Below are 23,228 nucleotides of genomic sequence, written 5' to 3'. Positions count from 1 at the left end.
GAGTAGGCCCAGTGGGCCTGGCTGGACTCCCCCGCGGACGTGCTCCCGCTCAGGCGGTGACGGCCGGGCGTTCCGTCGTGGCGATGGTGGCCGAGCCGACGACGCGGGTGCCGTCGTAGAGGACCACGGCCTGGCCGGGGGCGATGCCCCGCACCGGGGTGTCCAGCCGCACCCGCAGCTCGCCGTCCACGACCGAGGCGCTCACCGGCACCTCCTCGCCGTGGGCCCGCAGCTGGGCGGTGTAGCGGCCGTCGGCCAGGGGCTCGGTGCCGCACCAGCGGGGGCGGATGGCCGTCAGCCCGGTGACGTCGAGGCCCTCCACCGGGCCGACGGTGACGGTGTTGTTCACCGGGGAGATGTCCAGCACGTACCGCGGCTTGCCGTCGGCGGCCGGGCGGCCGATCCGCAGGCCCTTGCGCTGGCCGATGGTGAAGCCGTACGCCCCGTCGTGCTCGCCCAGCTTGGTGCCGTCGACGTCGAGGATGTCGCCCGTCGCGGTGCCGAGGTGCTTGGCCAGGAAGCCCTGGGTGTCGCCGTCCGCGATGAAGCAGATGTCGTGGCTGTCGGGCTTCTTCGCCACGGCCAGGCCCCGGCGCTCGGCCTCCTCGCGGATGGCGTCCTTGGTGGTGTCGCCGAGCGGGAAGAGCGAGTGGGCGAGCTGGTCGGCGTCGAGCACGCCGAGCACGTACGACTGGTCCTTGGCGCCGTCCACGGCACGGTGCAGCTCGCGGGAGCCGTCCGGCAGGTCGACGATCCGGGCGTAGTGGCCGGTGCAGACGGCGTCGAAGCCCAGCGCGACGGCCTTGTCCAGCAGCGCCGCGAACTTGATCTTCTCATTGCAGCGCAGGCAGGGGTTGGGGGTGCGCCCGGCGGCGTACTCGGCGACGAAGTCGTCGATCACGTCCTCGCGGAAGCGCTCGGCGAGGTCCCACACGTAGAAGGGGATGCCGATCACGTCGGCCGCGCGCCAGGCGTCCCGGGAGTCCTCGATCGTGCAGCAGCCGCGCGCGCCGGTCCGGAAGGACTGCGGGTTGCTGGACAGCGCCAGGTGGACGCCGGTCACCTCGTGCCCGGCTTCGACGGCGCGCGCGGCGGCGACGGCGGAGTCGACTCCGCCGGACATCGCCGCAAGGACGCGCAGACGGCCGGTGGAGGGAGTGGTCGGGGCACCCGGGAAGTCAGTCATGGTGAGTACAAGCCTACGGTGCTCCCGAACATGCCCAGCCGAAAGCACCAGCCGGACGAACTACCGCCGCACCGAGGCCAGCCCGGCGTTGCGCGCCCGCTGCACCGCCGGCCCGATGGCCTCCGCCAGCGCCGTCACGTCCTCCCGCACCGAGGTGTGCCCGAGCGAGAACCGCAGCGAGGCACGCGCCAGCAGCGGGTCGACGCCCATGGCGAGCAGCACGTGGCTGGGCTGCGGAACCCCTGCGGAGCAGGCCGAGCCGGTGGAGCACTCGATGCCCTGGGCGTCCAGCAGCATCAGCAGGGCGTCGCCCTCGCAGCCGGGGAAGGAGAAGTGGGCGTTGGCGGGCAGCCGGCCCTCGGCGGACGGGTCGCCGTTGAGGATCGCGTCCGGGACGGCGTCCAGCACGGAGGCCACCAGGTCGTCCCGCAGCGCGCCCAGGGTGACGGCGTGCTCGGCCCGGTGCGCCACGGCCCAGGCCGCGGCGGCCGCGAAGCCGGCCGCGCCGGGGGCGTCCAGGGTGCCGGAGCGCACGTCGCGCTCCTGCCCGCCGCCGTGCAGCAGCGGTACGGGCGTGGCGCCCCGGGAGAGCAGCAGCGCGCCGATGCCGAACGGGCCGCCGATCTTGTGCCCGGTGACGGTGAGCGCGGTGAGCCCGGATTCGGCGAAGGAGACCGGGACCTGACCGAGCGCCTGCACCGCGTCGGCGTGCACCGGGATGCCGTACTCGGCCGCCACGGCGGTCAGTTCGCGCACCGGCTGGACGGTGCCGACCTCGTTGTTGGCCCACATCACGGTGACCAGCGCCACCGAGGCCGGATCGCGTTCGACCGCCTCGCGCAGCGCCTCCGGGTGCACCCGGCCGTGGCCGTCCACCGGCAGGTACTCGACGTCGGCGCCCTCGTGCTCGGAGAGCCAGTGCACCGCGTCCAGCACCGCGTGGTGCTCGACCGGGCTGCACAGCACCCGGGTGCGGGCCGGGTCGGCGTCCCGGCGGGCCCAGTACAGGCCCTTGACCGCCAGGTTGTCGGATTCGGTACCGCCGCCGGTGAGCACGATCTCGCTGGGGCGGGCGCCCAGCGACTCGGCCAGCGACTCCCGGGACTCCTCGACCACCCGGCGGGCCCGGCGGCCGGCCGCGTGCAGGGCCGAGGCGTTGCCGACCACCCCCAGGTGCGCCGACATCGCGGCGATCGCCTCGGGCAGCATCGGCGTGGTCGCCGCATGGTCCAGGTATGGCATAACCATCCGATTGTAGAGCGCGGCACCGTACGCCCTTCCAGGGCTACGCACTGATCCGGCCACCCGCGCCGCACCGCCGCCGCCGCACCGCCGCCGCACCGCGGGCGCACCGCCGTGACCAAGCCCCGCGCACCGCCGCCGGACGCCCGCGTCCGGCACTGGTTTGTACCACTGAGCCACCCAGCGGTTAGCCTGACGCCACCAGTCAGCCGGATCCACGGGAAACGCCATGTCGCAGTCGGTCGACCGCGCGCTGACCCTGCTCGACGCACTCGGCGACGCGCCGCTCTCGCTGGAGCAGGCCGCCAGCAGCCTCGGGGTGCACAAGTCCACCGCCCTGCGGCTGCTGCGCACCCTGGAGGAGCACGGATTCGCCCGCCGCCAGCCGGACCTGCGCTACCGGATCGGCGGCCGGGTGCTCTCGCTGGCCCACCGCGCGCTGGAGGACTTCGACGTCCGGCAGGTCGCCGCGCCGTACCTGGCCGCGCTCAACGCCCGCTGCGGCTTCACCGTCCGGCTCGCCGTCCTGCACGAGGGCGAGGTGCTCTACCTGGACGAGGTGGCCGGGCAGCCGGGCGCCGAGCCGTCCAGGATCGGGCGCCGCGCGCCGGTCGACGGGACGGCGGTCGGCCGGGTGCTGCTCGCCGGGCTGTCCGCGGACGACGCCCCCGGGGAGCCCGAGCTGGCGGCGGTGCGCCGCCGCGGCTGGGCCGCCGAGTCCCGCGAGCACCGGGAGCCGGTGACCTGCGTGGCCGCGCCGGTGGCGGGCAGCGGCGGACGGACGGTGGCGGCCTGCGCGCTGAGCGCCCCGGCGAGCGAGGTGCCGCCGGCCGAACTGGCCCGGATGGTGCCGGAACTGCTCTGCACCGCCGAGGCGATCTCGCTCGCGTACGGCGGCTCGCCTACTCCTCGCTGGTGCGAGACCCGTTGCGGTGCCAGGCACGCGGGGCCCGCCAGCCGTACTTCAGGGCGAGCATCCGCAGCCCGAAGGCGGTGAGCGCGGCGGCGGTGCCGGTCACACCGGTGAGGCGGTCGGCGGCGATCAGCAGCGCGACCACGGTGGCGCCGACCAGGGCGGGGACGGCGTAGATCTCCCGGTCCCAGCGCAGCAGCGAGGGGATCTCCCCGGCCAGCACGTCGCGGATCACCCCGCCGCCGGCCGCGGTCACCATGCCGAGCGCGATCGCGGCGACGGCGCCGAGTCCGAAGTCGTGGGCCTTGGCGGTGCCGGTCACGCAGAACAGCCCGAGCCCGAGGGCGTCCAGGGTCTGCACCGCCCGGTTGATCCGCTCGACCTCCGGGTGCAGGAAGAACACCACCAGGGCGGCGCCGAGCGGGGTCACGAAGTAGCCGAGGTTGGTGAACGCGGCGACCGGGGTCGCGCCGATCACCAGGTCGCGCATCACCCCGCCGCCCAGGGCGGTGACCTCGGCGAGGACACAGATCCCGAAGATGTCCATGTTCTTGCGGACGGCGAGCAGGCCCCCGGAGAGGGCGAAGACGAAGATGCCGACGAGGTCCAGCGACTGCTGCACGTCGGACGGGAAGAGCTGGGATGTCACCGTCCATGTGTACCCGATGCGGCCTGGTGCTCCGGTGCACGTCCACGGTCCGGATACGAACGCCCCGCCGGAGTCCGGACGCGTGCTTCCCTGCCCGTGGCGCCGGGCGGATTCCGCTAGCCTCCGCCTGTGAAGCTCGTGAAGCCCCGGTCGACGCCGGACCCGACACCGGCCCCCGCCGGCCCGCCGCCGGAGTCACCGCACCCGGAGTCGCCGGAGTCGAAGCCGCCGCGCTCCCCCTCCGCAGCCCGGCTCGGCTGGCTGGACGCGCTGCGCGGCATCGCCGCCCTCGCCGTCGCCATGCACCACTTCGGGCTGATGGACAAGATCCCGCACGCGAGCCGGGTGCCGCGGTACCTGGACCTCGGTTTCTTCGGCGTGATGCTGTTCTTCCTGGTCAGCGGCTACATCATCCCGGCCTCGCTGGAACGGCGCGGTGACGTCCGGGCGTTCTGGACGGGGCGGTTCTTCCGCATCTACCCCGCGGTGGCCGTCGCGGTGGTGGCGAGCCTGCTGGTGCTGCCCCGCGGTGACCAGATCGTCCAGGGCTTCACCTTCGAGCATCCGGCGCTGTCGTTCGCCGCCAACGGCCTGCTGCTGCAGGACCTGCTGGGGGTTCCCAGCACGCTCGGGGTGATGTGGTCGCTCACCTACGAGATGGTCTTCTACTACTTCGTGTCGGCCCTCTTCGTGCAGGGGTGGCACCGGCGCAGCGCGCCGATCACGGTCGGCTTCGCCGCCGCCGCCCTGGTGCTCGGCACCTGGCTGCCGATCGGCGGCATCTCGGTGGACCTCCCGGCCACCAGGAACCTGGTGGTGGCCGGCGGGATCGTGGTGCTGATGGCGATGGCCTGCATCGCCACCGCCCGCCCGGACCTGACCCGTTGGGGCGCGCTGCTGCTGGGCGGCCTGGGCCTGGTCCTGATCACGGTGAACAACCGGACCACCGGCTTCGAGACCATGCTGATCTTCGCGACCATGTTCGCCGGCACCGTGCTGTACCGGCTGGAGCACGGTCAGCTCGACCGGCTCCCGGCCCTGCTCTGCTGCGCCTTCGTGGTCGTCACCGGTGTCACGGTCGGCTACCTGTACAACCGCGACACCGCGCTGTGGCACACCTGGACGCCGTCCTGGCAGTCCTTCTCCTTCGCCTACCTGGCCGCCTGGGCCCTGTTCGCGGCCGCCATGCTGCTGCGCCGCCGGCGCTTCCCGCGCTGGCTCAGCGGGCTCGGCACGATCAGCTTCTCGGTGTACCTGCTGCACGGCCCGCTGATGTTCTTCGTCGGCTGGCAGCTCAGGAGCCGCCCGCCGCTCGTCGGGCTGAAGGGGCAGGCCGTGCTCACCCTCGGCTACCTCGGGGCGCTCGTGGTGCTCGCCTACCTGTCGTACCGGCTGGTGGAGATCCCGTTCCAGAACCTCGGCCGCCGGGTGGTCCGGGCGCTGGACCGCCGCTTCCCGGCGCCCTCCCCCGCGCCGCTCGCCGCGGCCGCCCAGGCCCCGCGCGAGCCGGAGCCGGCACCGGAGCCGACCGGCGGCGCCTGAGCCGTGCGACCCGCGAACGCCGAAGAGGCCGCCCGTCCCCGGATCCCGGGGACGGGCGGCCTCCCTCGTTCGGGGCCTCAGGCCGTGGCGCCCTCCGGAGCGTTCTCCGGAGCGTTCTCCGGGAAGTGGCACGCCACCTGGTGCCCGGTCTTGAGCGCCACCAGCGGCGGCTCCTGGCTCGCGCACACGTCCTGCGCCTTCCAGCACCGGGTGCGGAAGCGGCAGCCGCTGGGCGGGTTGATCGGCGAGGGGACGTCGCCCTTGAGCAGGATCCGCTCGCGGCCCGCGCGCTGGCGGCGGCGCGGGTCCGGGACGGGCACCGCGGACATCAGCGCGTTGGTGTACGGGTGCATCGGGCTGCGGTAGAGCGAGTCCCGGTCGGCGATCTCGACGATCTTGCCGAGGTACATCACCGCGACCCGGTCCGAGACGTGCCGGACCACCGAGAGGTCGTGCGCGATGATCAGGTAGGTCAGCCCGAGCTCCGTCTGGAGGTCGTCCAGCAGGTTGACCACCTGCGCCTGGATCGACACGTCCAGCGCCGAGACCGGCTCGTCCGCGACGATCATCTTCGGCTTGAGCGCGAGCGCCCGGGCGATGCCGATGCGCTGGCGCTGGCCGCCGGAGAACTCGTGCGGGTAGCGGTTGTAGTGCTCGGGGCTGAGGCCGCAGAGCTCCAGCAGGTCCTGGACGGCCTTCTTGAGGCCGCCCGCCGGCACCGCGTCCTGGAGCTTGAACGGCGCTCCCACGATGGTGCCGACGGTGTGCCGGGGGTTCAGCGAGGAGTACGGGTCCTGGAAGATCATCTGGATGTCGCGGCGCAGCGGTCGCATCGCCCCGACGCCCAGGTGGGTGATGTCGGTGCCCTCGAACTCGATGGTCCCGCCGGTCGGTTCGTCGAGCCGGGTGACCAGTCGGCCCATGGTCGACTTGCCGCAGCCGGACTCGCCCACGACGCCCAGCGTCTCACCGGCGTTGACCGTGAAGTCGATGCCGTCGACGGCCCGCACCGCGCCGGTCTGGCGCCGCAGCAGCCCGCCGCGGATCGGGAAGTGCCGGGTCAGGCCGGCCACCTTCAGCAGCGGCTCGCGGCCGGGGGCGGGGGCCGGCGACGGGGTGCTCGCCGTCTGAGTGTCCGTCATCGGTTCTCTCCAGAAAGGTGGTACGAGGCCGGGCTCACAGCCGGGGCGCGATCTCTTCGGCGAAGACGCGGTGCCGCTCGTCGGCCGCCAGGTGGCAGGCCGCGAAGTGTCCGGGCGCGGCTTCGGCCAGCACCGGGACCTCGCTCGTGGAGCGCCCGCCGGTCCGGTCGGCGTACGGGCAGCGCGGGTGGAACGCGCAGCCGGACGGCACGTTGATCAGGCTGGGCGGGGTGCCCTTGACCGGCACCAGCCGGTCCTGGAGTTCCCGGTCCAGCCGCGGCATCGAGCCCAGCAGCCCCCAGGTGTAGGGGTGTTCGGGCGCGTCGAAGAGGGTCTCGGCGGGGCCGCGCTCGACGCACTTGCCGCCGTACATGACCAGGATGTCGTCGGCCAGTTCGGCGACCACTCCGAGGTCGTGGGTGATGATGATGACGGCGGAGCCGAACTCCTCCTGGAGGTCGCGGATGAGGTCCAGGATCTGCGCCTGGACGGTGACGTCCAGGGCGGTGGTGGGCTCGTCGGCGATCAGCAGGGAGGGGTCGTTGACCAGTGCCATGGCGATCATCGCGCGCTGGCGCATGCCGCCGGAGAACTGGTGCGGGTAGTCGTCCACCCGGCGGTCCGGCTGGGGGATGCCGACCCGGTCGAGCATCTCGACGGCGCGGGCCCGGGCCTGCTTCTTGGTGGCCTGGGGGTGGTGCACCCGGTACGCCTCGACGATCTGCTGCCCCACCGTGTAGTAGGGGTGCATCGCGGTCAGCGGGTCCTGGAAGATCATCGCCAGTTCGCGGCCGCGCAGTTGGCGCACCCGGTCCGGGCCGGCCGCGACCAGGTCCTCGCCGTTCAGCCGGATCTCGCCGCTGATCCGGGCCCGCTTGGAGCGGTGCAGGCCCATGATGCCGAGCGAGGTGACGGACTTGCCGGAGCCGGACTCGCCGACGATGCCGAGGGTGCGGCCCTTGTGCAGGTCGAAGCTGACCCCGTCCACCGAGCGGACGAGGCCGTCGTCGGTGTCGAAGTGGATCCGCAGGTCGCGCACGGAGAGGAACGGGTCGCCGGTCGGGGTCGGGGCGGCGTCCGCCGGGGTCTTCTGGAGGTCGGTCACGAGAGCCTCACCCGGGGGTCGACGAGCGCGTACAGGAGGTCGACCACGAGGTTGCAGACGACGATGAAGAAGGCGGCCAGCAGGGTGACGCCGAGGATCTTGGGCAGGTCGTTGTCGGAGATCGCCTGGACGGCGAACTGGCCGACGCCCTGGAGCGAGAAGACCTGCTCGGTGATCAGCGCGCCGCCGAGCAGCAGCCCGAGGTCCATGCCGAAGATCGTGACGATCGGGGTGAGCGCGGCGCGCAGCCCGTGCCGGGTGACGACCTTGCGCTCGACCAGGCCCTTCGCCCGGGCGGTGCGGATGTAGTCCTCGCTCATGGTCTCCAGCATTCCGGCGCGGGTGAGCCGGGCGTAGAGCGCGGAGTAGAGGAAGGCCAGCGAGATCCACGGCAGGATCAGGTTGCGGGCCCACATCAGCGGGTCGTCGGTGAGGTTCACGTACTGCAGGTTGTCCAGGATCGGCCACTCGTAGCTGAACAGCGTGAGCAGCAGCGCGCCGGTGAAGAAGACCGGCAGCGAGACGCCGGCGAGCGCGACGCCCATGGAGAGCCGGTCGAAGATCGAGCGCGGCTTGAGCGCGGAGACGACGCCGGTGGCGACGCCGGAGACCAGCCAGAGCACGGCCGCGCCGGCGGCCAGCGAGACGGTGACCGGGATCCGCTTGGTCAGCTCGGGCCAGACCTCGAGGTGGTTCTTGAAGGAGTAGCCGAAGCAGGGCACGTGACAGGTGGCCGGTTCCGGGCCGAACGTGTACTCGGCTCCGCTGACCAGCCCCTTGAGGAACTTGCCGTACTGGCTGTAGAGCGGTTGGTCGAGGCCGAGGTTCTGCTTGACCGCCGCGATCGCCTCGGGCGACGGGTTCTTCCCGATGTACTGGGCGGCCAGTTGGTCGGCCGTCTCCCCGGCGAGGCGCGGGAGCAGGAAGAAGATCGCGAAGGTGACGGCGCTGACGACCAGCAGCAAAATCGCCGCCGCGATGATCCTGCGGATGATGTAGGCAAACACAGTTGGGCGGCTCCGGCGGCCCGCCGCCGTCCGGGATCTTCCGGAGGGCGGCGGGCGCCGCTGCCTTCACCTGCCTTCAGGGATGCGGAGCCAGGCTCTTACTTGGTGCCGATGTTCAGGTAGTCGTACTCACCCGAGAACGCCGACGTGGAGACCATGTTGGTGGCGTTGTCCGGCCGGTACAGGAAGACCTTGAAGTAGGTCAGCGGCACGTAGACCGCCTGCTCCATGACCTTCTTGTCGATGTCGCCGTAGATCTTCTCGCGGGCCGCCTTGTCGGTGTTGATCGCGGAGTCGTCGATCAGCTTGTTGACCGCGGGGTCGTCCAGCTGCGCCAGGTTGTTGTTGCCGGACGGCTTGATGGTGCGGCCGTCGACGATCTGCTGGAGGAAGCCGAAGCCGGTCGGCCAGTCGGCGCCCCACTGCATCATCATCAGGCCGATGTTGTGCTCGGCCGCGAACTGCGGCGAGCCGGCGGCGTCCTGGAGGTACTTGCCCTGCGGGTACTGCTGGATCTCGGCGTTGATGCCGACCTTCTTCAGCGCGGCCTGGATCGAGGTGGCCGCGGCGACCTCGGTGGCGCGCTCGGTGCGGGCCGACAGGACGGTGTTGATGCCGCCCTCCTTGCCGCAGGCCTTCAGGGCTTCCTTGGCCTTGGCCTCGTCGCCCTTGTTGTCCTTGGTCTCGTACAGGTTGAAGTCCTGGTGGCCGGGGATGTCGGCCGGCAGGACGCTGTTGGCGATCTGGCCGCGGATCGGGCCGCCGAGCGCGGTCTGCACCGAGACCTTGTCGACCGCGTACTGCACGGCCTTGCGGCACTCGATGTTGTCGAACGGCGCGATCTTGGAGTTGATCGCCATGTAGACCAGGCGGCCGCCGTAGGCGTTGTCGGTGTTGGCCTTCAGCTTGGGGTTCTGGAGGATCTGCGCCTGGGTCTGCGGGTCGACGCCGCCGCCCACCAGGTCGACCTGGGCGTTGCCGGCCAGCAGGTCCTTGTCGATGGTGGCCTGGTCGATGTTCATCCTGAGCAGGATCTTGTCCGCGAGCTGCTTGCGGATCGGGTCGGTGCTCGGGTCCCAGTTGGTGTTCGGGACCAGGACGGCCTGCTTGCCGTCCTCGTAGGACTCGAACTTGTAGGAGCCGGAGGAGACGATCTTCTTCACGTAGTCCGAGCCGGTGTCCTTGGCCTGCGGGACGGGCGCGGTCTGCGGGGCGCTGACCAGGTAGTCGAAGTCGGCGAAGGGGTGCTTCAGGTGGAAGACGATCGTGGTGTCGTCCGGCGTCTCGATCGAGTCGAGGCCGCCGTCCTTGTCCTTGTACGGGCCGGCGTACGGCGTGGCGTTGTCCACCAGGTGCTCGCGGAAGTAGACCGGGCCGTTGGAGTTCACGTCCAGCGCGTAGTTCGAGCGCTCGATGGCGTACTTGACGTCCTTCGCGGAGATCGCGCTGCCGTCGTCGTACTTCAGGCCCTTGCGCAGCTTGTACGTCCAGGTGAGGCCGTCCGGGCTGACCTGGCCCATCGACTCGGCGAGGTCGGGGACGAGCTTGTTGCCCGCGTCGCCCGGCGCCGGGTTGAAGGTGGTGAGCGAACGGGCGTACAGACGCGAGAAGTTGTAGATGTACGCGTAGTACGTGTTGCCCGGGTCGAGCGAGTCCGGGGTGCCCTTCATCTCGAAGGTCACCGTCCCGCCCTTCTTGTCCGAGGCGTTGACGACGCCCTTGGTGGCGGCGTTGGCGCCGGAGCCGCCCTCGGCGGCGCCGGAGGAGGACGAGGAGGAGCCGCCCTTCGACGAGCTGGTGCAGCCGGTGACGACCAGGACCGCGGCGGCGGCCGCAGCGGTCAGGGCGACGGTACGGGACCTGCGCATGGGTGAGATCAACCCCTTGGGGAGGTGGAGGAGGTGTCGAGGGTCCTGACGCGGGGTCAGTCGGTCGTGCGTTGCTGACGGGTGACGCGTGGTCAGTTGTTCTTGGGATCGAGGGCGTCGCGCAGGCCGTCGCCGAGCAGGTTGAAGGCGAGCACGGTCACGAAGATCGCCAGGCCGGGGACCACCATGTACTGGGGGTCCACCTGGTAGTACCGGATCGCGTCCTGGAGCATCCCGCCCCAGGAGGCCTGGGGCGGCTGGATGCCGACGCCGAGGAAGCTCAGCCCCGCCTCGAAGAGGATGTTGGTCGGGATCAGCAGCGTCGAGTAGACCAGGATCGGACCGACCAGGTTGGGCAGCAGTTCCTTGAACAGGATGAACGGACCGCGGGCACCCAGGCTGCGGGCGGCGTGGACGAACTCCCGCTCGCGCAGCGAGAGGGTCTGGCCGCGCACGATCCGGCCCATGTAGGGCCAGTTGAAGAAGCCGATCACGAAGATCAGCACCAGCATGTGCAGCGGCAGCCCGTGCAGGCCGAACGCCCCGCCCTGCAGCGAGGTCGAGATCGCGATGGCGAAGAGCAGCAGCGGGAACGCCAGGAAGACGTCCATCACCCGGCTGATCAGGGTGTCCACCCAGCCGCCGTAGTAGCCGGCCATGATGCCGAGCACGGTGCCGATGGTGTTGGACAGCAGGGTCGCGCCGAAGGCGACCAGCAGGGAGACCCAGGAGCCCTCGATGACGCGGGTGAGCAGGTCACGGCCCTGGAGCGGGTCGATGCCGAGCGGGTGGTCCCAGCTCATGCCGCCCCAGTCGCCGAACGGCAGGCCACCGAGGTCGGCGTCCAGGAGGTCCTGGTGGAGGGCGTCCGGGTCGAGCCCGAACATCGACTCGATCGGCTTGGCCAGCACGGCGAGCAGGATCAGCAGGATCACCACGATGCCGCCGGCGACGGCGGCCTTGTCCCGCTTGAAGCGGGTCCAGGCGATCTGGCCGAGGGAGCGGCCCTCGATCTTCTTGGCCGGGCTGGCGGCGGCGGGTGCCTCCGGTTCGTTCCCGGCGGTGGTCACGGATGCGGTCATGGTCAGTTGGTCCCCTCGCCGACGGTGGCCGGCCCACGGGTGCCGGTCGCCGGCTTCGGCGGTGCGGCTGCGGACGTGCGGAAGTGCTTAGGAGGAGCGGGTGTTGACGGCAGTGCGTCGTGCACAGGCACTGCCACCACGCGGGATGGGCGTCGCGTGGACGGGCTGTCGGCGTACGCGCTCACCTTTGTGGGGTTCCAGCACGCGCGGTGCGTTGCGCAGAACTCTCTGCCATCCGAACTGGCTTGCGCCAGCCCTGCCAACCGACAGATGCCCAACTGTGATCTGTGTGCATGCACCTCCCCGATCTCTGGCATATACCTCTTCACATGGCTGTAACTGCCATGTCAAGATGACCGGGTCGCACTTCAGGAAATTCGTCCGGAAAGCATCGAAGCCGACTTGATGGACAATCAAGTCGGCTTCGGGGAATGAGTTTTGGCAATCAGCGCCCGGGGTAGCCGGGCCAGGGCCGCTGCGGTTGCTGCTGCCAGCCCTGCGCCGGCGGCTGGGTTCCGTACGCGTAGCCCGGCATCGACTGGCCGGGGTAGGGCGGCGGGGGCACCGGCGGGTAGGGGCCCGTCGGCGGTCGGCCCGCCTCCCGGTCGAAGAACGGCCGGGCGTTGGCGCGCATCCACAGCGCCACCGGGTCGTACTCGTCCGACATCGCCACCGTGGACACCGCGAGCCCCTCCGGGGCCACCGCGATCGCGCGCTGCATCAGCGCCCGCACCGCCTCCACGGCCGGCGGCGAACTCTCGTACAGGTCAAGGCCGATGGCCAGGTACGGCTCGCCCACCGCGGGCTGCACCCAGGCCCGGCGCAGCGCCCGTACCGCGCGCACCTCGACGGCCTGCCGCTCCAGCAGCGCGAAGAACGGCTGGGCGTTCAACTGCGGCTCGCTCAGCTTCAACGGGCCCGCCGGCAGCCGGTCCAGGCCGGCGGCGATCCGCCGCAGGTCGGCCCAGGGCACCCCGACGCCGCCGCCGGGCGCGTGCGGATTGAGCCACAGGCCCCAGCGGGTGCGGTACAGCGAGGCCGCGATCTCCCGGCCGGAGATGACCTCGTGGGCCCGGGCCCAGCCGGAGGAGGTCAGCTGTTCGGACGAGGTGACGGCGGGCGCGTAGCCGTGGCCGCTGATCTCCATGTTCCCGTACTGCGCGTCCGGGCTGCCCGGGGTGCCGTGCCACAGCAGCATCCAGACCTGGCCGTCCGCCAGCGCGTGCAGCAGCCGCTCGTACGCGTCGTAGCGCTCCGGCGCGACATCGCGCAGGGCGCGCTCCAACGCGCCGGGATCAGCTCCCGGGCGCCCGGCCGGTGCCTGGCCCCAGGCCCCCGGCACACCGCCCGCTCCCGTTCCCGCACTCATGCGCCCACCTCGCCGCGCCTCTTTCCCTCAACCCGCCGGCCCGTCGGCCGTCTGCACGCACCCTATGGCGCGGCACCGGCCACCGCCACGGCGACGTGCCTTTGATCCGGACCCGCTCAGGCCCGCGTATAGAACGGCAGTACCCGGGTGAGCAGCCACTCGACCACCGGGTCGTCGGCGAGGTCGAGCAGTACGAGGTGGACGCCGCCGGGCAGCGGCGCGGTTCCCAGCGCTCGGCCGAGCGCGTCGTTCACCGCGGCCGGGTCGGCCGGGGCCGCCGGGTCCAACTGGACGCCCACGAACATCACGGTCGGCTCGCCCTCGATGCTGGCCAGCGCCCTGCGCGCGGTCAGCACCCCGGGCAGTGCCGACAGTTCGCCCCGGCAGGCGGCCAGGAAGTGCTCCGGGTCCTCGCCCGGCACCGGCTCGCGCAGCGCCACCCGCCCGCCGGTCGGTGCCGAGGCGTCCCCGGCGGCCTCCCAGCGGTCCTCGCGCGGACCGCGGCGCAGCTCGGCGACGCCCTGCGGCGGCACCGGGATGCCCACCGCCGCGTCCGGGTTCACCGCGATGCCCACGCCCAGCGGCAGTCCGCGGGCGAACTCCCACACCGGGGCGATCGCGAAGGCCATCCCCGGCGCCTGCTGGAGGAACACCTCCTGGGAGGAGAACACCGGCACGTACGGGTCCCCGCCCAGCTCGACGGTCGGCAGGTCCAGCGCCTGCCCCTGCGGGTCGGCCCCGGCCGGCAGCGGTACCCAGACCTGACTGCGGGCCAGCACCTCGATCACCCGTGCCGTCGCGCCCGGATCGCCCAGGGCCGCGGTCAGCACCTGCTCCAGCTCGTTGGCCGGCCACGAGCCGCCCGCCGGCGCCTCGTCCGCTCCGCCCCACCCCTGCTGCTGCTCCACCGGGTACCCCATGCGCCGCCGATTCCGCCCTCTGCCGGTCGGCCGCCCTCTGCTGCGCCGACGCGCAGCAGTCTAGAGGCGAGGGGGGTGTGGGGTCAGGACTCGTGTTCGGGTCCGGCCGATGTGACCGGGTCCCCTCTCCCCTCCCGCTCCGGGACGTGCCATGATGTGCCCGTCCGACGGCATGCGCCGCGGGCCCCACCAACTCCATACCGGCCGCTCGAACCCGCGCGGGAGAGCCCGGAGTGCCGTTCAGGCACAGCCGGCGCCGAAGGAGCAAGTCCTCCCCGGAATCTCTCAGGCACCCCTACCGCACGGGTTAGGCACATCTGGAAAGCGGCGCCCGGCCCTGTCGTGCGCCCACCCACGGTGCAAGCCGCCATGCTGTCCCCCAAGCTGGAAACGGCTGCGGGCGGCGGGCGGTGAAGCTCTCAGGTTCGACGACAGATGGGGAGACCCACGCCGCCGCATGCCCGCGCGCAGGGTCGGCCCCGTTTCGGGTCCGGTCCGGCGCGTGCACCCCTGAGTGCCCCGACCGAGGAGTTCCTGGCCATGTCGTCCCTCCGCCTGACCGCGCTCGACGCGCTGCACCGCGCCCTCGGCGCGACCATGACCGACTTCGCCGGCTGGGACATGCCGCTGCGCTACGGCAGCGAGCGCGAGGAGCACCTCGCCGTCCGCACCAAGGCCGGCCTGTTCGACCTCTCCCACATGGGCGAGATCACCGTCACCGGCCCGCAGGCCGGCGAGATGCTGGACCACGCGCTGGTCGGCTTCGTCTCCGCGCTGGGCGAGCTGCGCGCCCGCTACACCATGATCTGTGCCGAGGACGGCGGCATCCTGGACGACCTGATCGTCTACCGCCTGCGCGAGGACGCCTTCCTGGTCGTCGCCAACGCCTCCAACGCCCAGCTGGTCCTCGACGAGCTGATCGCCCGTGCCAAGGGCTTCGACGCCGTCGTCACCGACGACCGCGACACCTACGCGCTGATCGCCGTCCAGGGCCCGGAGGCCACCGGCATCCTGGCCGGGACCACCGACGCCGACCTGCCCGGGCTGAAGTACTACGCGATCCTCCCGGCCAAGGTGGCCGGCCGCGACGTGCTGCTCGCCCGCACCGGCTACACCGGCGAGGACGGCTTCGAGATCTTCTGCCACCCGGTCGACGCCGAGCCGGTCTGGCAGGCGCTGACCGCCGCCGGCGAGGGCCGGGGCCTGATCCCCTGTGGCCTGTCCTGCCGCGACACGCTGCGCCTGGAGGCCGGCATGCCGCTGTACGGGCACGAGCTGTCCACCGACCTGACCCCGTTCGACGCGGGCCTGGGCCGGGTCGTGCGCTTCGACAAGACCACCAACGAGGGCGCCTTCGTCGGCCGCAAGGCGCTGGAGCAGGCCGCCGCCGCGGCCGAGACCAACCCGCCGAAGAAGCTGGTCGGCCTGGTCTCCGACGGCAAGCGGGTGCCGCGCGCCGAGTACACCGTGGTCTCCACCGAGGGCGAGCCGATCGGCCGGATCACCTCCGGCGCGCCGTCCCCGACCCTGGGCCGGCCGATCGCGATGGCCTACGTCGACGCCGCCCACGCGGAGCCCGGCACCACCGTCGCGGTGGACGTCCGCGGCAAGCACGAGCCCGTCCAGGTCGTGGCGCTGCCGTTCTACAAGCGCGCCCGCTGAGCCCACCGCCCCGAGCCTCCGCAGGGCCCCGGTTTTCCCATACACGCACGTCGCAGCCGTCCGCGCGGCGGCCCGCTTCGTCGTACCCGCTTCCCATCCTGGAGAATGACGCCATGAGCAACCCCCAGCACCTGCAGTACACCAAGGAGCACGAGTGGCTGACGGCCGCCGAGGACGGTGTCTCCACGATCGGCATCACCGAGCACGCCGCCACCGCGCTCGGTGACATCGTCTACGTGCAGCTGCCCGCGGTCGGCGACACCGTGACCGCCGGGGAGACCTGTGGCGAGCTGGAGTCCACCAAGTCGGTCAGCGACCTGTTCTCCCCCGTGACCGGCGAGGTCGTCGAGATCAACCAGGACGTCGTCGACGACCCGGCGTCCGTGAACGCGGACCCGTTCGGGAACGCCTGGCTGATCAAGGTGCGCGTCGAGGCCACCGACACCCTGCTCAGCGCGGACGAGTACACCGCCTTCATCGGCGGCTGAGACACCTGACCGGGGCGGCCTCCGCGCGGCGGCCGCCCCGCCCCAGCCGCGGCCCCCTTTCCACCTCCACCGGGAAGACCACACCATGACGGTTCTCAACCAGTCCCTGCACGCCCTCGACCCGGAGATCGCCGCCGCGGTCGACGCCGAGCTGCACCGCCAGCAGACCACCCTGGAGATGATCGCCTCCGAGAACTTCGCCCCGGTGGCGGTCATGGAGGCCCAGGGCTCGGTGCTCACCAACAAGTACGCGGAGGGCTACCCCGGCCGCCGCTACTACGGCGGCTGCGAGCACGTCGACGTGGTCGAGCAGATCGCGATCGACCGCATCAAGGCCCTGTTCGGCGCCGAGCACGCCAACGTCCAGCCGCACTCGGGCGCGCAGGCCAACGCCGCCGCGATGTTCGCGCTGATCCAGCCGGGCGACACCATCCTGGGCCTGAGCCTGGCCCACGGCGGTCACCTGACCCACGGCATGAAGATCAACTTCTCCGGCAAGCTCTACAACGTGGCCGCGTACCACGTGGACGAGAAGACCGGCCAGGTCGACATGGCCGAGGTCGAGCGCCTCGCCAAGGAGCACCAGCCGAAGCTGATCATCGCCGGCTGGTCGGCCTACCCGCGTCAGCTCGACTTCGCCGCGTTCCGCCGGGTCGCCGACGAGGTCGGCGCGCTGCTCATGGTGGACATGGCGCACTTCGCCGGCCTGGTGGCCGCCGGGCTGCACCCGAACCCGGTCCCCTACGCGGACGTGGTCACCACCACCACCCACAAGACCCTGGGCGGCCCGCGCGGCGGCGTCATCCTGTCCAAGGCCGAGTACGCCAAGAAGATCAACTCCGCGGTCTTCCCCGGCCAGCAGGGCGGCCCGCTGGAGCACGTGATCGCCGGCAAGGCGGTCGCCTTCAAGGTCGCGGCCTCGGAGGAGTTCAAGGAGCGCCAGCAGCGCACCCTGGACGGCGCCCGCATCCTCGCCGAGCGCCTGCTCCAGGCCGACGTGGCCGAGGCCGGCGCCAGCGTGCTGTCCGGCGGCACCGACGTCCACCTGGTCCTGGTCGACCTGCGCAACAGCCAGCTCGACGGCCAGCAGGCCGAGGACCGCCTCCACGAGGTCGGCATCACCGTCAACCGCAACGCGATCCCGAACGACCCGCGTCCGCCGATGGTCACCTCGGGCCTGCGCATCGGCACCCCGGCCCTGGCCACCCGCGGCTTCCAGGCCGAGGACTTCAGCGAGGTCGCCGACATCATCGCCGAGGCGCTCAAGCCCGCCTTCGACGAGACCGTCGCCGCCGCGCTGAAGGCCCGGGTCGCCGCCCTGGCCGAGAAGTACCCGCTGTACCCGAACCTCTGATCACTCCGGTGATCGTTCGGGCGGGGTGACCGGCCTCACCCCTCCGGCGTTCCTGGCGCCCCGGGGCACCGCGCACACTGGACAGTGCGCGCGGTGCCCCGTCCCGTGTCGGCCCCTCCCTGCCCGCAAGTCCTTCCACGAGACCAGACAAGGACGTCCCCCGTGGCCATCAGCGTCTTCGACCTCTTCTCCATCGGCATCGGCCCGTCGAGCTCCCACACCGTGGGCCCGATGCGCGCCGCCCGGATGTTCGCCCGCCGACTGCGCACCGAGGGCCTGCTGGACGGGGTGACGGGCGTGCGTGCGGAGCTGTACGGCTCGCTCGGCGCCACCGGCCACGGCCACGGCACCCCGAAGGCCGTCCTGCTGGGCCTGGAGAACGCCTCGCCCCGCACCGTCGACGTCGACCAGGCCGACAAGGACGTCGAGCGGATCCTCGCCGAGAAGCGGATCAACCTGCTCGGCGAGCACAGCATCGACTTCGACCCGGACACCCAGCTGGTCCTGCACCGCCGCCGCTCGCTGCCGTACCACGCCAACGGGATGACCCTGTGGGCGTACGCGGCGGACGGCTCGACCCTGCTGGAGAAGACCTACTACTCGGTCGGCGGCGGCTTCGTCGTGGACGAGGACGCGATCGGCGCGGACCGGGTCAAGCCCGACGACACCGCGCTGAAGTACCCCTTCCGCACCGGTGACGAGCTGCTGCGGCTCAGCCGGGAGACCGGGCTGTCCATCTCCGGCCTGATGCTGGAGAACGAGAAGGCCTGGCGCAGCGAGGAGGAGATCCGGACCGGTCTGCTGGAGATCTGGTCCGTGATGCAGGAGTGCGTGCGGGCCGGCATGTCCCGCGAGGGGATCCTGCCGGGCGGGCTGAAGGTCCGCCGCCGGGCCGCGTCCGGCGCCCGTGCCCTGCGCGCCGAGGGCATCGGGCCGGCCAACGCGATGGAGTGGGTGACCCTCTACGCGATGGCGGTCAACGAGGAGAACGCCTCCGGCCGCCGGGTCGTCACCGCGCCGACCAACGGCGCCGCCGGGATCATCCCGGCCGTCCTGCACTACTACCTGAACTTCATCCCGGGCGCCGACGACGACGGCATCGTCCGCTTCCTGCTCGCGGCCGGCGCCATCGGCATGCTCTTCAAGGAGAACGCCTCCATCTCCGGCGCCGAGGTCGGCTGCCAGGGCGAGGTCGGCTCCGCCTGCTCGATGGCCGCGGGCGGCCTCGCCGAGGTCCTCGGCGGCACCCCCGAGCAGGTCGAGAACGCCGCCGAGATCGGCATCGAGCACAACCTCGGCCTCACCTGCGACCCGGTCGGCGGCCTGGTCCAGATCCCCTGCATCGAGCGCAACGGCATGGCCTCGGTCAAGGCCGTCACCGCGGCCCGGATGGCTCTGCGCGGCGACGGCCGGCACCACGTCTCGCTGGACAAGGCGATCAAGACGATGAAGGAGACCGGCGCCGACATGAAGATCAAGTACAAGGAGACCTCGCGCGGCGGCCTCGCCGTGAACGTCATCGAGTGCTGATCCCGGCAGCCTGACGGCCCCCGGCGGAGTCCTGCTCCGCCGGGGGCCGCCGTGTCTCCCCCGTCCCCCGTCCCCCGTCCCCTCGCGGTCCCCCCGATCCCCGTGGTCCCCGTGGTCCCCGTGGTCCCCCGTGGTCCCCCGTGGGTCCTCTCAGGCCCCTGCCTCCACCCGGGGCCCGGCGGCGGCCTCCGCCGGCTCCTGCGGCGCCGGCCGCTGCGGGCGGGCCAGGAGGGCGACCGCCGCGGCCGCCGCGGCCAGCACCGCGCCTCCCGCGGCCGTGCCGTGCACCCCGCCGGTGACCGCGGCCCCGACGGCGTCCCGGACCCCGCCCGGGAGCCCGGCGAGGGCCGACGGCGTCAGGGCGCCGCCGGTGAGGCGGCCGGCGTCCTCGGCGCCCAGGTGCTCCGCGAGCGAGCCGGTGAGCCGCGCCGAGTAGACCGCGCCGAGCACGGCCATGCCCAGCGAGCCGCCGATGCTCCGCAACAGCGTCACCACGCCCATCGCCGCGCCCATGTCCTGCGGCGGCACGGTGCCCATCGAGGTCAGCAGGGTGCTCTGGGTCAGCAGGCCGATCCCGACCCCGGCGACGGCGGTGAGCGCCGAGCCGAGGGCCACCGGCGTACCGGGGCCGAGGAGCAGGAGCAGGGCGGACCCGGCGAAGGCCAGCACCCCGCCGAGCAGCGGGTAGCGCCGCTCGCCGCCGGGCCGGCCCATCAGCCGCGCCGTCACCAGCTGGGTGGCCATCATGCCGAGCATCAGCGGCAGCAGGAGCAGCCCGCCGACGGTGGGCGAGACGCCCTGGACGAACTGGAAGTACTGCGGCAGGTAGCCGATCAGGGCGAGCATGATCGCCCCGGACAGGAAGGCGAGCACCTGCGCGACCGTGAAGTTGCGGACGCGGAACAGCGCGGGCGGGATCAGCGGCCCGGGGGCGCGCAGCTCGGTCCGGACGAACCAGGCCACCGCGACCACCGCGACGGCCGCCGCGCCGAGCAGCTGCGGGGAGGTCCAGGAGTAGGCCACCCCGCCCCAGGTACCGACCAGGGTGAGCGCGGTGATGCCGGTGGTCAGCAGGACGACCCCGGTCCAGTCGAACGGCGCGCGCACCCGCTCGGTGCGCAGCCGCACCCCGACACCGACCGCGAGCAGGGCGAACAGCCCGATCGGCAGGTTGACGTAGAAGGCCCAGCGCCAGCTGAGGCGTTCGGTGAGCAGGCCTCCGAGCAGCGGTCCGCCGACGAAGGCGACCGGCATCAGCACGCCGATCACGGACTGCACCCGGGCCCGGTCGCCGGGCGGGACGAGCACCCCGATCACGGAGAGCGCGCCGACCATCAGCCCGCCCGCGCCGATCCCCTGGAGGCCCCGGAAGACCACCAGCTGCGCCATGGACTGGGCGAGCCCGGAGAGCACCGAGCCCGCGAGGAACACCACCACCGACCACTGGTACGCGCCCTTGCGCCCGTACAGGTCGCCGAGCCGGCCCCAGATCGGGGTGGTGGCGGCGGAGGTCAGCAGGTAGGCGGTGAGGGCCCAGGAGAGGTGCTCCAGCCCGCCGAGGTCGCCGACGACGGTGGGCAGTGCGGTGCTGATGATCTCCCCGTCGAGGGCCGCGAGGAAGATGCCGAGCATCAGCCCGACCACGCCGGTCAGCGGCGGCTTGGGCCTGGCCTCGGGCGGTTCCACGACCACGGTCCTTCCCCCTCCCCCGGGCTCAGGCCGCGAACGGGCGGGCCTGCCGGGCCTCCCGCAACGCCCGTGCCCACCAGTCGAGTTGGTCCAGCATCGCCTTGGCGGCGGCGTCGGCGGCCGGGTCGAGCGCCCCGCCCTCGGCGTCGAAGCACTGCGCGGCGCCGTGGAAGCTGACCGTGTTGCGGATCGTCGCGGCGTTCAACTCGGCCATCACCACCCGGAGTTGCTCGACGGCGCGGAGGCCGCCGGAGCGGCCGCCGTACGAGACGAAGGCGACCGGCTTGCCGTGCCACTGCTGGTTGTGCCAGTCGATGGCGTTCTTCAGCGAGGCCGGGAAGCTGTGGTTGTACTCCGGCACGACGATCACGAAGGCGTCGGCCGCCTCCAGCCGGGGCGATACGGCGGCCAGCAGCTCGGCGTCGCCCGGGGGCAGTTCGCCGCCGAAGGACGGGAAGATGACCGGCAGCGGGGTCTCCACCAGGTCGATCCGGTCGACGGCCGTGCCGCCGCGTGCGTCGAGGTGGCGGATCAGCCAGTCGGCCACCACCGGGCCGAACCGGCCCGCGCGGGTGCTGCCGACGAGGACGGCGACCTTCGGGCTCTGCTCCGTGGACATGGGGGTCCCCCTCCGGGACGGGTGATGTGTACGGCGTATCGCTGCGAATACAACGTACACATCAACGCGTACGCCGTCCACAGCCGATACGCCGTACACTTCAGCTGCTAGGCTGCGAACCACCCCAGTCGGAAGGAGCCCGCCCCGTGCCCGCTCAGCAGGCCCCCGCCGGGGACACCGCCGGCGACGACAAGCCCCCGGTCTCGCTCTGGGAACGCCTGGAACGCCCGGCCCCCGCGCCCCGCACCACGCTCACCCCGCACCGGATCGCCGAGGCCGCGGTCGCCCTCGCCGACGCCGAGGGCCTGGACGCCGTCACCATGCGCCGACTCGCGGCGGAACTCGGCGTCGCCCCGATGGCCGCCTACCGGTACGTCACCGGCAAGGACGAACTCATCGAGCTGATGGTCGACTTCGTCTACGGCCGGCTCCCGCTGGACGCCCCCGCCGAAGGCTGGCGGGACACCATGCGCGCCCTGGCCGTCCACCTGCGGGCCATGCACCTCGCCCACCCGTGGACCGTCCGGGCCGCGACCCCGTTCTCCCTCGGCCCCAACCAGCTCGCCGTCCCCGAGCGCGCGCTCTCCGCCCTGGCCGAACACGGCCTGGACGCCGACACCACCATGGCGGTGTTCCGCACCGTCACCGGCTACGTCCACGGCTCCGTCGCCGCCGAGGTCACCCTGGAGGCCCTGCGCCGCGAGCGCGGCTGGACCGACGGCGACCAGACCCGCGCCGCCCTCGCCCCCCGGATGACCTGGCTGATGGGCACCGGCCGCTACCCCGCCTACCAGCGCTACCTCCGCGAGGCCACCCGCAAGGACGACCCCGACTGGCAGTTCACCACCGGCCTCGACTGCGTCCTCGACGGCATCGCCGCCCACTTCGGCCTCTGACCGGCCCGCCCCCGCGCGGGAAGTCGGCCGGTCCGACTTCCCGCGCGAGGGGCGGCGGGGCGCACGGGGGCGCTACCCCTGCGGGCGCTCGCCCGCGATGACCAGGCGGTACCCGTAGTCCACGCTCTCCCGGTCGAGCAGGTCGGCGTACCGCCGGTGCCACTCCCCCGAGGCGAGGTCGGCCCGCAGCCGCCCGATCGCCGGCTCCACCACCTCCGGCGGCAGCGTCGCGAAGGTCGAACTGGCCTGCCGGACGACCGGGTCGAGGTAGAGCTCGGGCCTCCGCCAGTAGGCGGCCTGGTAGCCGTCGGTGAAGTCGTACGGGACGGGGAACGGCAGCACGGTGTGGGCGTCCAGGGCCTCCACCACCGCGGCGAGCGGGGTGAAGCGGCCGTCCTCCAGCTGCCGGATCTCCGGCAGGTAGTCCTCCATCAGCCACAGTTGCGGCCGGTGCGCCGGATCCCAGGTGAACACCACCTGCCGCCGGGCGACCCGCCTCAGCTCGGCGAGCCCCTGCCGCAGGTCGGGCCAGTGGTGGACGGTCAGCACGGCCATCGCCGCGTCGAACGCCCCGTCCGCGAAGGGGAGCCGCGAGGCCGACGCCCTGACCTTCCGCCGCCCCGGGTGCTGGTCGAGCATGACCCCCGACGGGTCGACGGCCGTCACCTCGGCGTCCTCCGGCTCGTACGACCCCGCCCCCGCCCCGACGTCGACCACCGTGCGCGCACCCCGCAGCGCGGCCCCGATCAGCGCGTGCAACCGCGGGTCCGGCCGCCTGATCCGCCGGTACCCGACACCGATCCGGTCGTACGCCGCCGGTCGGACCTCGTTCTCCAGGTGTCCCATCCGGTCAGCCCAGCAAACGGGAGGCCCCTCGTGCCGTCTGGGCACATTTCCAATGTACAGCGATACAGATTTCTGTCAATACAGACATGCAGAAGTACAGCTGTCTTTACATCTGTACG

The 23,228-nt window shown here is 72.3% G+C and carries 20 protein-coding genes and 1 riboswitch; of the genes, 7 read left to right on the top strand and 13 right to left on the bottom strand.

The genetic code is table 11. From position 1 onward, the window contains the following. Positions 1-49: 49 nt before the first annotated feature. Both mnmA and AB0E96_RS11545 read right to left on the bottom strand, forming a co-directional pair. Positions 50-1,186, bottom strand: coding sequence for a tRNA 2-thiouridine(34) synthase MnmA (gene mnmA, locus AB0E96_RS11550; RefSeq protein WP_359821519.1), 1,137 nt, complete (start codon positions 1,184-1,186; stop codon positions 50-52). Between the two features lie 60 nt (positions 1,187-1,246). Further along, complete coding sequence (locus tag AB0E96_RS11545) at positions 1,247-2,428, bottom strand: cysteine desulfurase family protein (RefSeq protein WP_359821516.1); 1,182 nt, start codon at positions 2,426-2,428, stop codon at positions 1,247-1,249. Between the two features lie 229 nt (positions 2,429-2,657). On the opposite strand from AB0E96_RS11545, the gene AB0E96_RS11540 reads away from it, so the two are divergent. Continuing rightward, on the top strand, positions 2,658-3,425 hold the full coding sequence (locus AB0E96_RS11540) for an IclR family transcriptional regulator (protein WP_359821514.1): 768 nt from the start codon (positions 2,658-2,660) through the stop codon (positions 3,423-3,425). Here AB0E96_RS11540 and AB0E96_RS11535 read toward each other — a convergent pair. Next, positions 3,331-3,990, bottom strand: a complete 660-nt coding sequence (locus AB0E96_RS11535) for a trimeric intracellular cation channel family protein (protein ID WP_359821511.1) — start codon at positions 3,988-3,990, stop codon at positions 3,331-3,333. The genes AB0E96_RS11540 and AB0E96_RS11535 overlap by 95 nt on opposite strands. Before the next feature lie 129 nt (positions 3,991-4,119). Here AB0E96_RS11535 and AB0E96_RS11530 point away from each other — a divergent pair, with 129 nt between their 5' ends. Continuing rightward, entirely contained in the window at positions 4,120-5,532 is a 1,413-nt protein-coding gene (locus AB0E96_RS11530; RefSeq protein WP_359821508.1) for an acyltransferase, read from the top strand. A 77-nt stretch (positions 5,533-5,609) separates the two neighbouring features. Here AB0E96_RS11530 and AB0E96_RS11525 read toward each other — a convergent pair whose 3' ends face one another. The 7 genes from AB0E96_RS11525 to AB0E96_RS11495 all read right to left on the bottom strand — a co-directional run bounded on the left by AB0E96_RS11525 (position 5,610) and on the right by AB0E96_RS11495 (position 14,025). After that, on the bottom strand, positions 5,610-6,674 hold the full coding sequence (locus AB0E96_RS11525; RefSeq protein ID WP_359821506.1) for a dipeptide ABC transporter ATP-binding protein: 1,065 nt from the start codon (positions 6,672-6,674) through the stop codon (positions 5,610-5,612). Positions 6,675-6,708: 34 nt separating this feature from the next. Beyond that, positions 6,709-7,779 carry an ABC transporter ATP-binding protein gene (locus tag AB0E96_RS11520; protein ID WP_359821505.1) on the bottom strand — a complete coding sequence of 357 codons (1,071 nt, stop codon included), beginning with the start codon at positions 7,777-7,779 and terminating at the stop codon, positions 6,709-6,711. After that, a complete protein-coding gene (locus AB0E96_RS11515; protein ID WP_359821502.1) occupies positions 7,776-8,786 on the bottom strand; it encodes an ABC transporter permease in 1,011 nt (336 codons plus the stop codon). The genes AB0E96_RS11520 and AB0E96_RS11515 overlap by 4 nt, the downstream gene beginning before the upstream one ends. A 98-nt stretch (positions 8,787-8,884) precedes the next feature. Then, positions 8,885-10,654, bottom strand: coding sequence for an ABC transporter substrate-binding protein (locus tag AB0E96_RS11510; RefSeq protein WP_359821499.1), 1,770 nt, complete (start codon positions 10,652-10,654; stop codon positions 8,885-8,887). A gap of 92 nt (positions 10,655-10,746) precedes the next feature. Continuing rightward, on the bottom strand, positions 10,747-11,736 hold the full coding sequence (locus AB0E96_RS11505) for an ABC transporter permease (RefSeq protein ID WP_359821496.1): 990 nt from the start codon (positions 11,734-11,736) through the stop codon (positions 10,747-10,749). A gap of 445 nt (positions 11,737-12,181) precedes the next feature. Further along, on the bottom strand, positions 12,182-13,105 hold the full coding sequence (locus tag AB0E96_RS11500) for an enhanced serine sensitivity protein SseB C-terminal domain-containing protein (protein ID WP_359821495.1): 924 nt from the start codon (positions 13,103-13,105) through the stop codon (positions 12,182-12,184). A 116-nt stretch (positions 13,106-13,221) separates the two neighbouring features. Next, positions 13,222-14,025 (bottom strand): enhanced serine sensitivity protein SseB C-terminal domain-containing protein, encoded by an 804-nt coding sequence (locus AB0E96_RS11495; RefSeq protein ID WP_359821492.1) that lies wholly within the window; start codon positions 14,023-14,025, stop codon positions 13,222-13,224. A 209-nt stretch (positions 14,026-14,234) separates the two neighbouring features. After that, positions 14,235-14,336: riboswitch (glycine riboswitch) on the top strand. 229 nt (positions 14,337-14,565) lie between these two features. On the opposite strand from AB0E96_RS11495, the gene gcvT reads away from it, so the two are divergent. From gcvT to AB0E96_RS11475, 4 genes are all read left to right on the top strand, one after another. Further along, a complete protein-coding gene (gene gcvT, locus AB0E96_RS11490) occupies positions 14,566-15,687 on the top strand; it encodes a glycine cleavage system aminomethyltransferase GcvT (protein ID WP_359821490.1) in 1,122 nt (373 codons plus the stop codon). Between the two features lie 113 nt (positions 15,688-15,800). Further along, positions 15,801-16,175 carry a glycine cleavage system protein GcvH gene (gcvH, locus tag AB0E96_RS11485; protein WP_359821487.1) on the top strand — a complete coding sequence of 125 codons (375 nt, stop codon included), beginning with the start codon at positions 15,801-15,803 and terminating at the stop codon, positions 16,173-16,175. Between the two features lie 85 nt (positions 16,176-16,260). Continuing rightward, the gene (glyA, locus tag AB0E96_RS11480) at positions 16,261-17,529 is read left to right on the top strand and encodes a serine hydroxymethyltransferase (RefSeq protein ID WP_359821485.1); all 1,269 of its coding nucleotides are present in this window, start codon (positions 16,261-16,263) and stop codon (positions 17,527-17,529) included. A 162-nt stretch (positions 17,530-17,691) separates the two neighbouring features. Next, the gene (locus AB0E96_RS11475) at positions 17,692-19,059 is read left to right on the top strand and encodes an L-serine ammonia-lyase (protein ID WP_359821482.1); all 1,368 of its coding nucleotides are present in this window, start codon (positions 17,692-17,694) and stop codon (positions 19,057-19,059) included. Positions 19,060-19,209: 150 nt separating this feature from the next. Here the strand turns inward: AB0E96_RS11475 and AB0E96_RS11470 are convergent, their stop codons facing one another. Together AB0E96_RS11470 and AB0E96_RS11465 are read right to left on the bottom strand one after the other, a co-directional pair. Then, entirely contained in the window at positions 19,210-20,745 is a 1,536-nt protein-coding gene (locus AB0E96_RS11470; protein ID WP_359821480.1) for an MFS transporter, read from the bottom strand. 28 nt (positions 20,746-20,773) lie between these two features. After that, complete coding sequence (locus AB0E96_RS11465) at positions 20,774-21,367, bottom strand: NAD(P)H-dependent oxidoreductase (protein WP_359821477.1); 594 nt, start codon at positions 21,365-21,367, stop codon at positions 20,774-20,776. 146 nt (positions 21,368-21,513) lie between these two features. Between AB0E96_RS11465 and AB0E96_RS11460 the strand changes: the two genes are divergently transcribed. Continuing rightward, the gene (locus AB0E96_RS11460; protein WP_359821474.1) at positions 21,514-22,263 is read left to right on the top strand and encodes a TetR/AcrR family transcriptional regulator; all 750 of its coding nucleotides are present in this window, start codon (positions 21,514-21,516) and stop codon (positions 22,261-22,263) included. 72 nt (positions 22,264-22,335) lie between these two features. Here AB0E96_RS11460 and AB0E96_RS11455 read toward each other — a convergent pair whose 3' ends face one another. After that, entirely contained in the window at positions 22,336-23,109 is a 774-nt protein-coding gene (locus tag AB0E96_RS11455) for a methyltransferase domain-containing protein (RefSeq protein WP_359821471.1), read from the bottom strand. Positions 23,110-23,228 lie beyond the last annotated feature (119 nt).

The organism is Kitasatospora sp. NPDC036755 (assembly GCF_040636595.1).
In the GTDB taxonomy this organism is placed as follows: Bacteria; Actinomycetota; Actinomycetes; order Streptomycetales; family Streptomycetaceae; genus Kitasatospora.
Note: the sequence above shows the minus strand (reverse complement) of the source record. Positions and strands in the feature narration are given on the sequence as shown.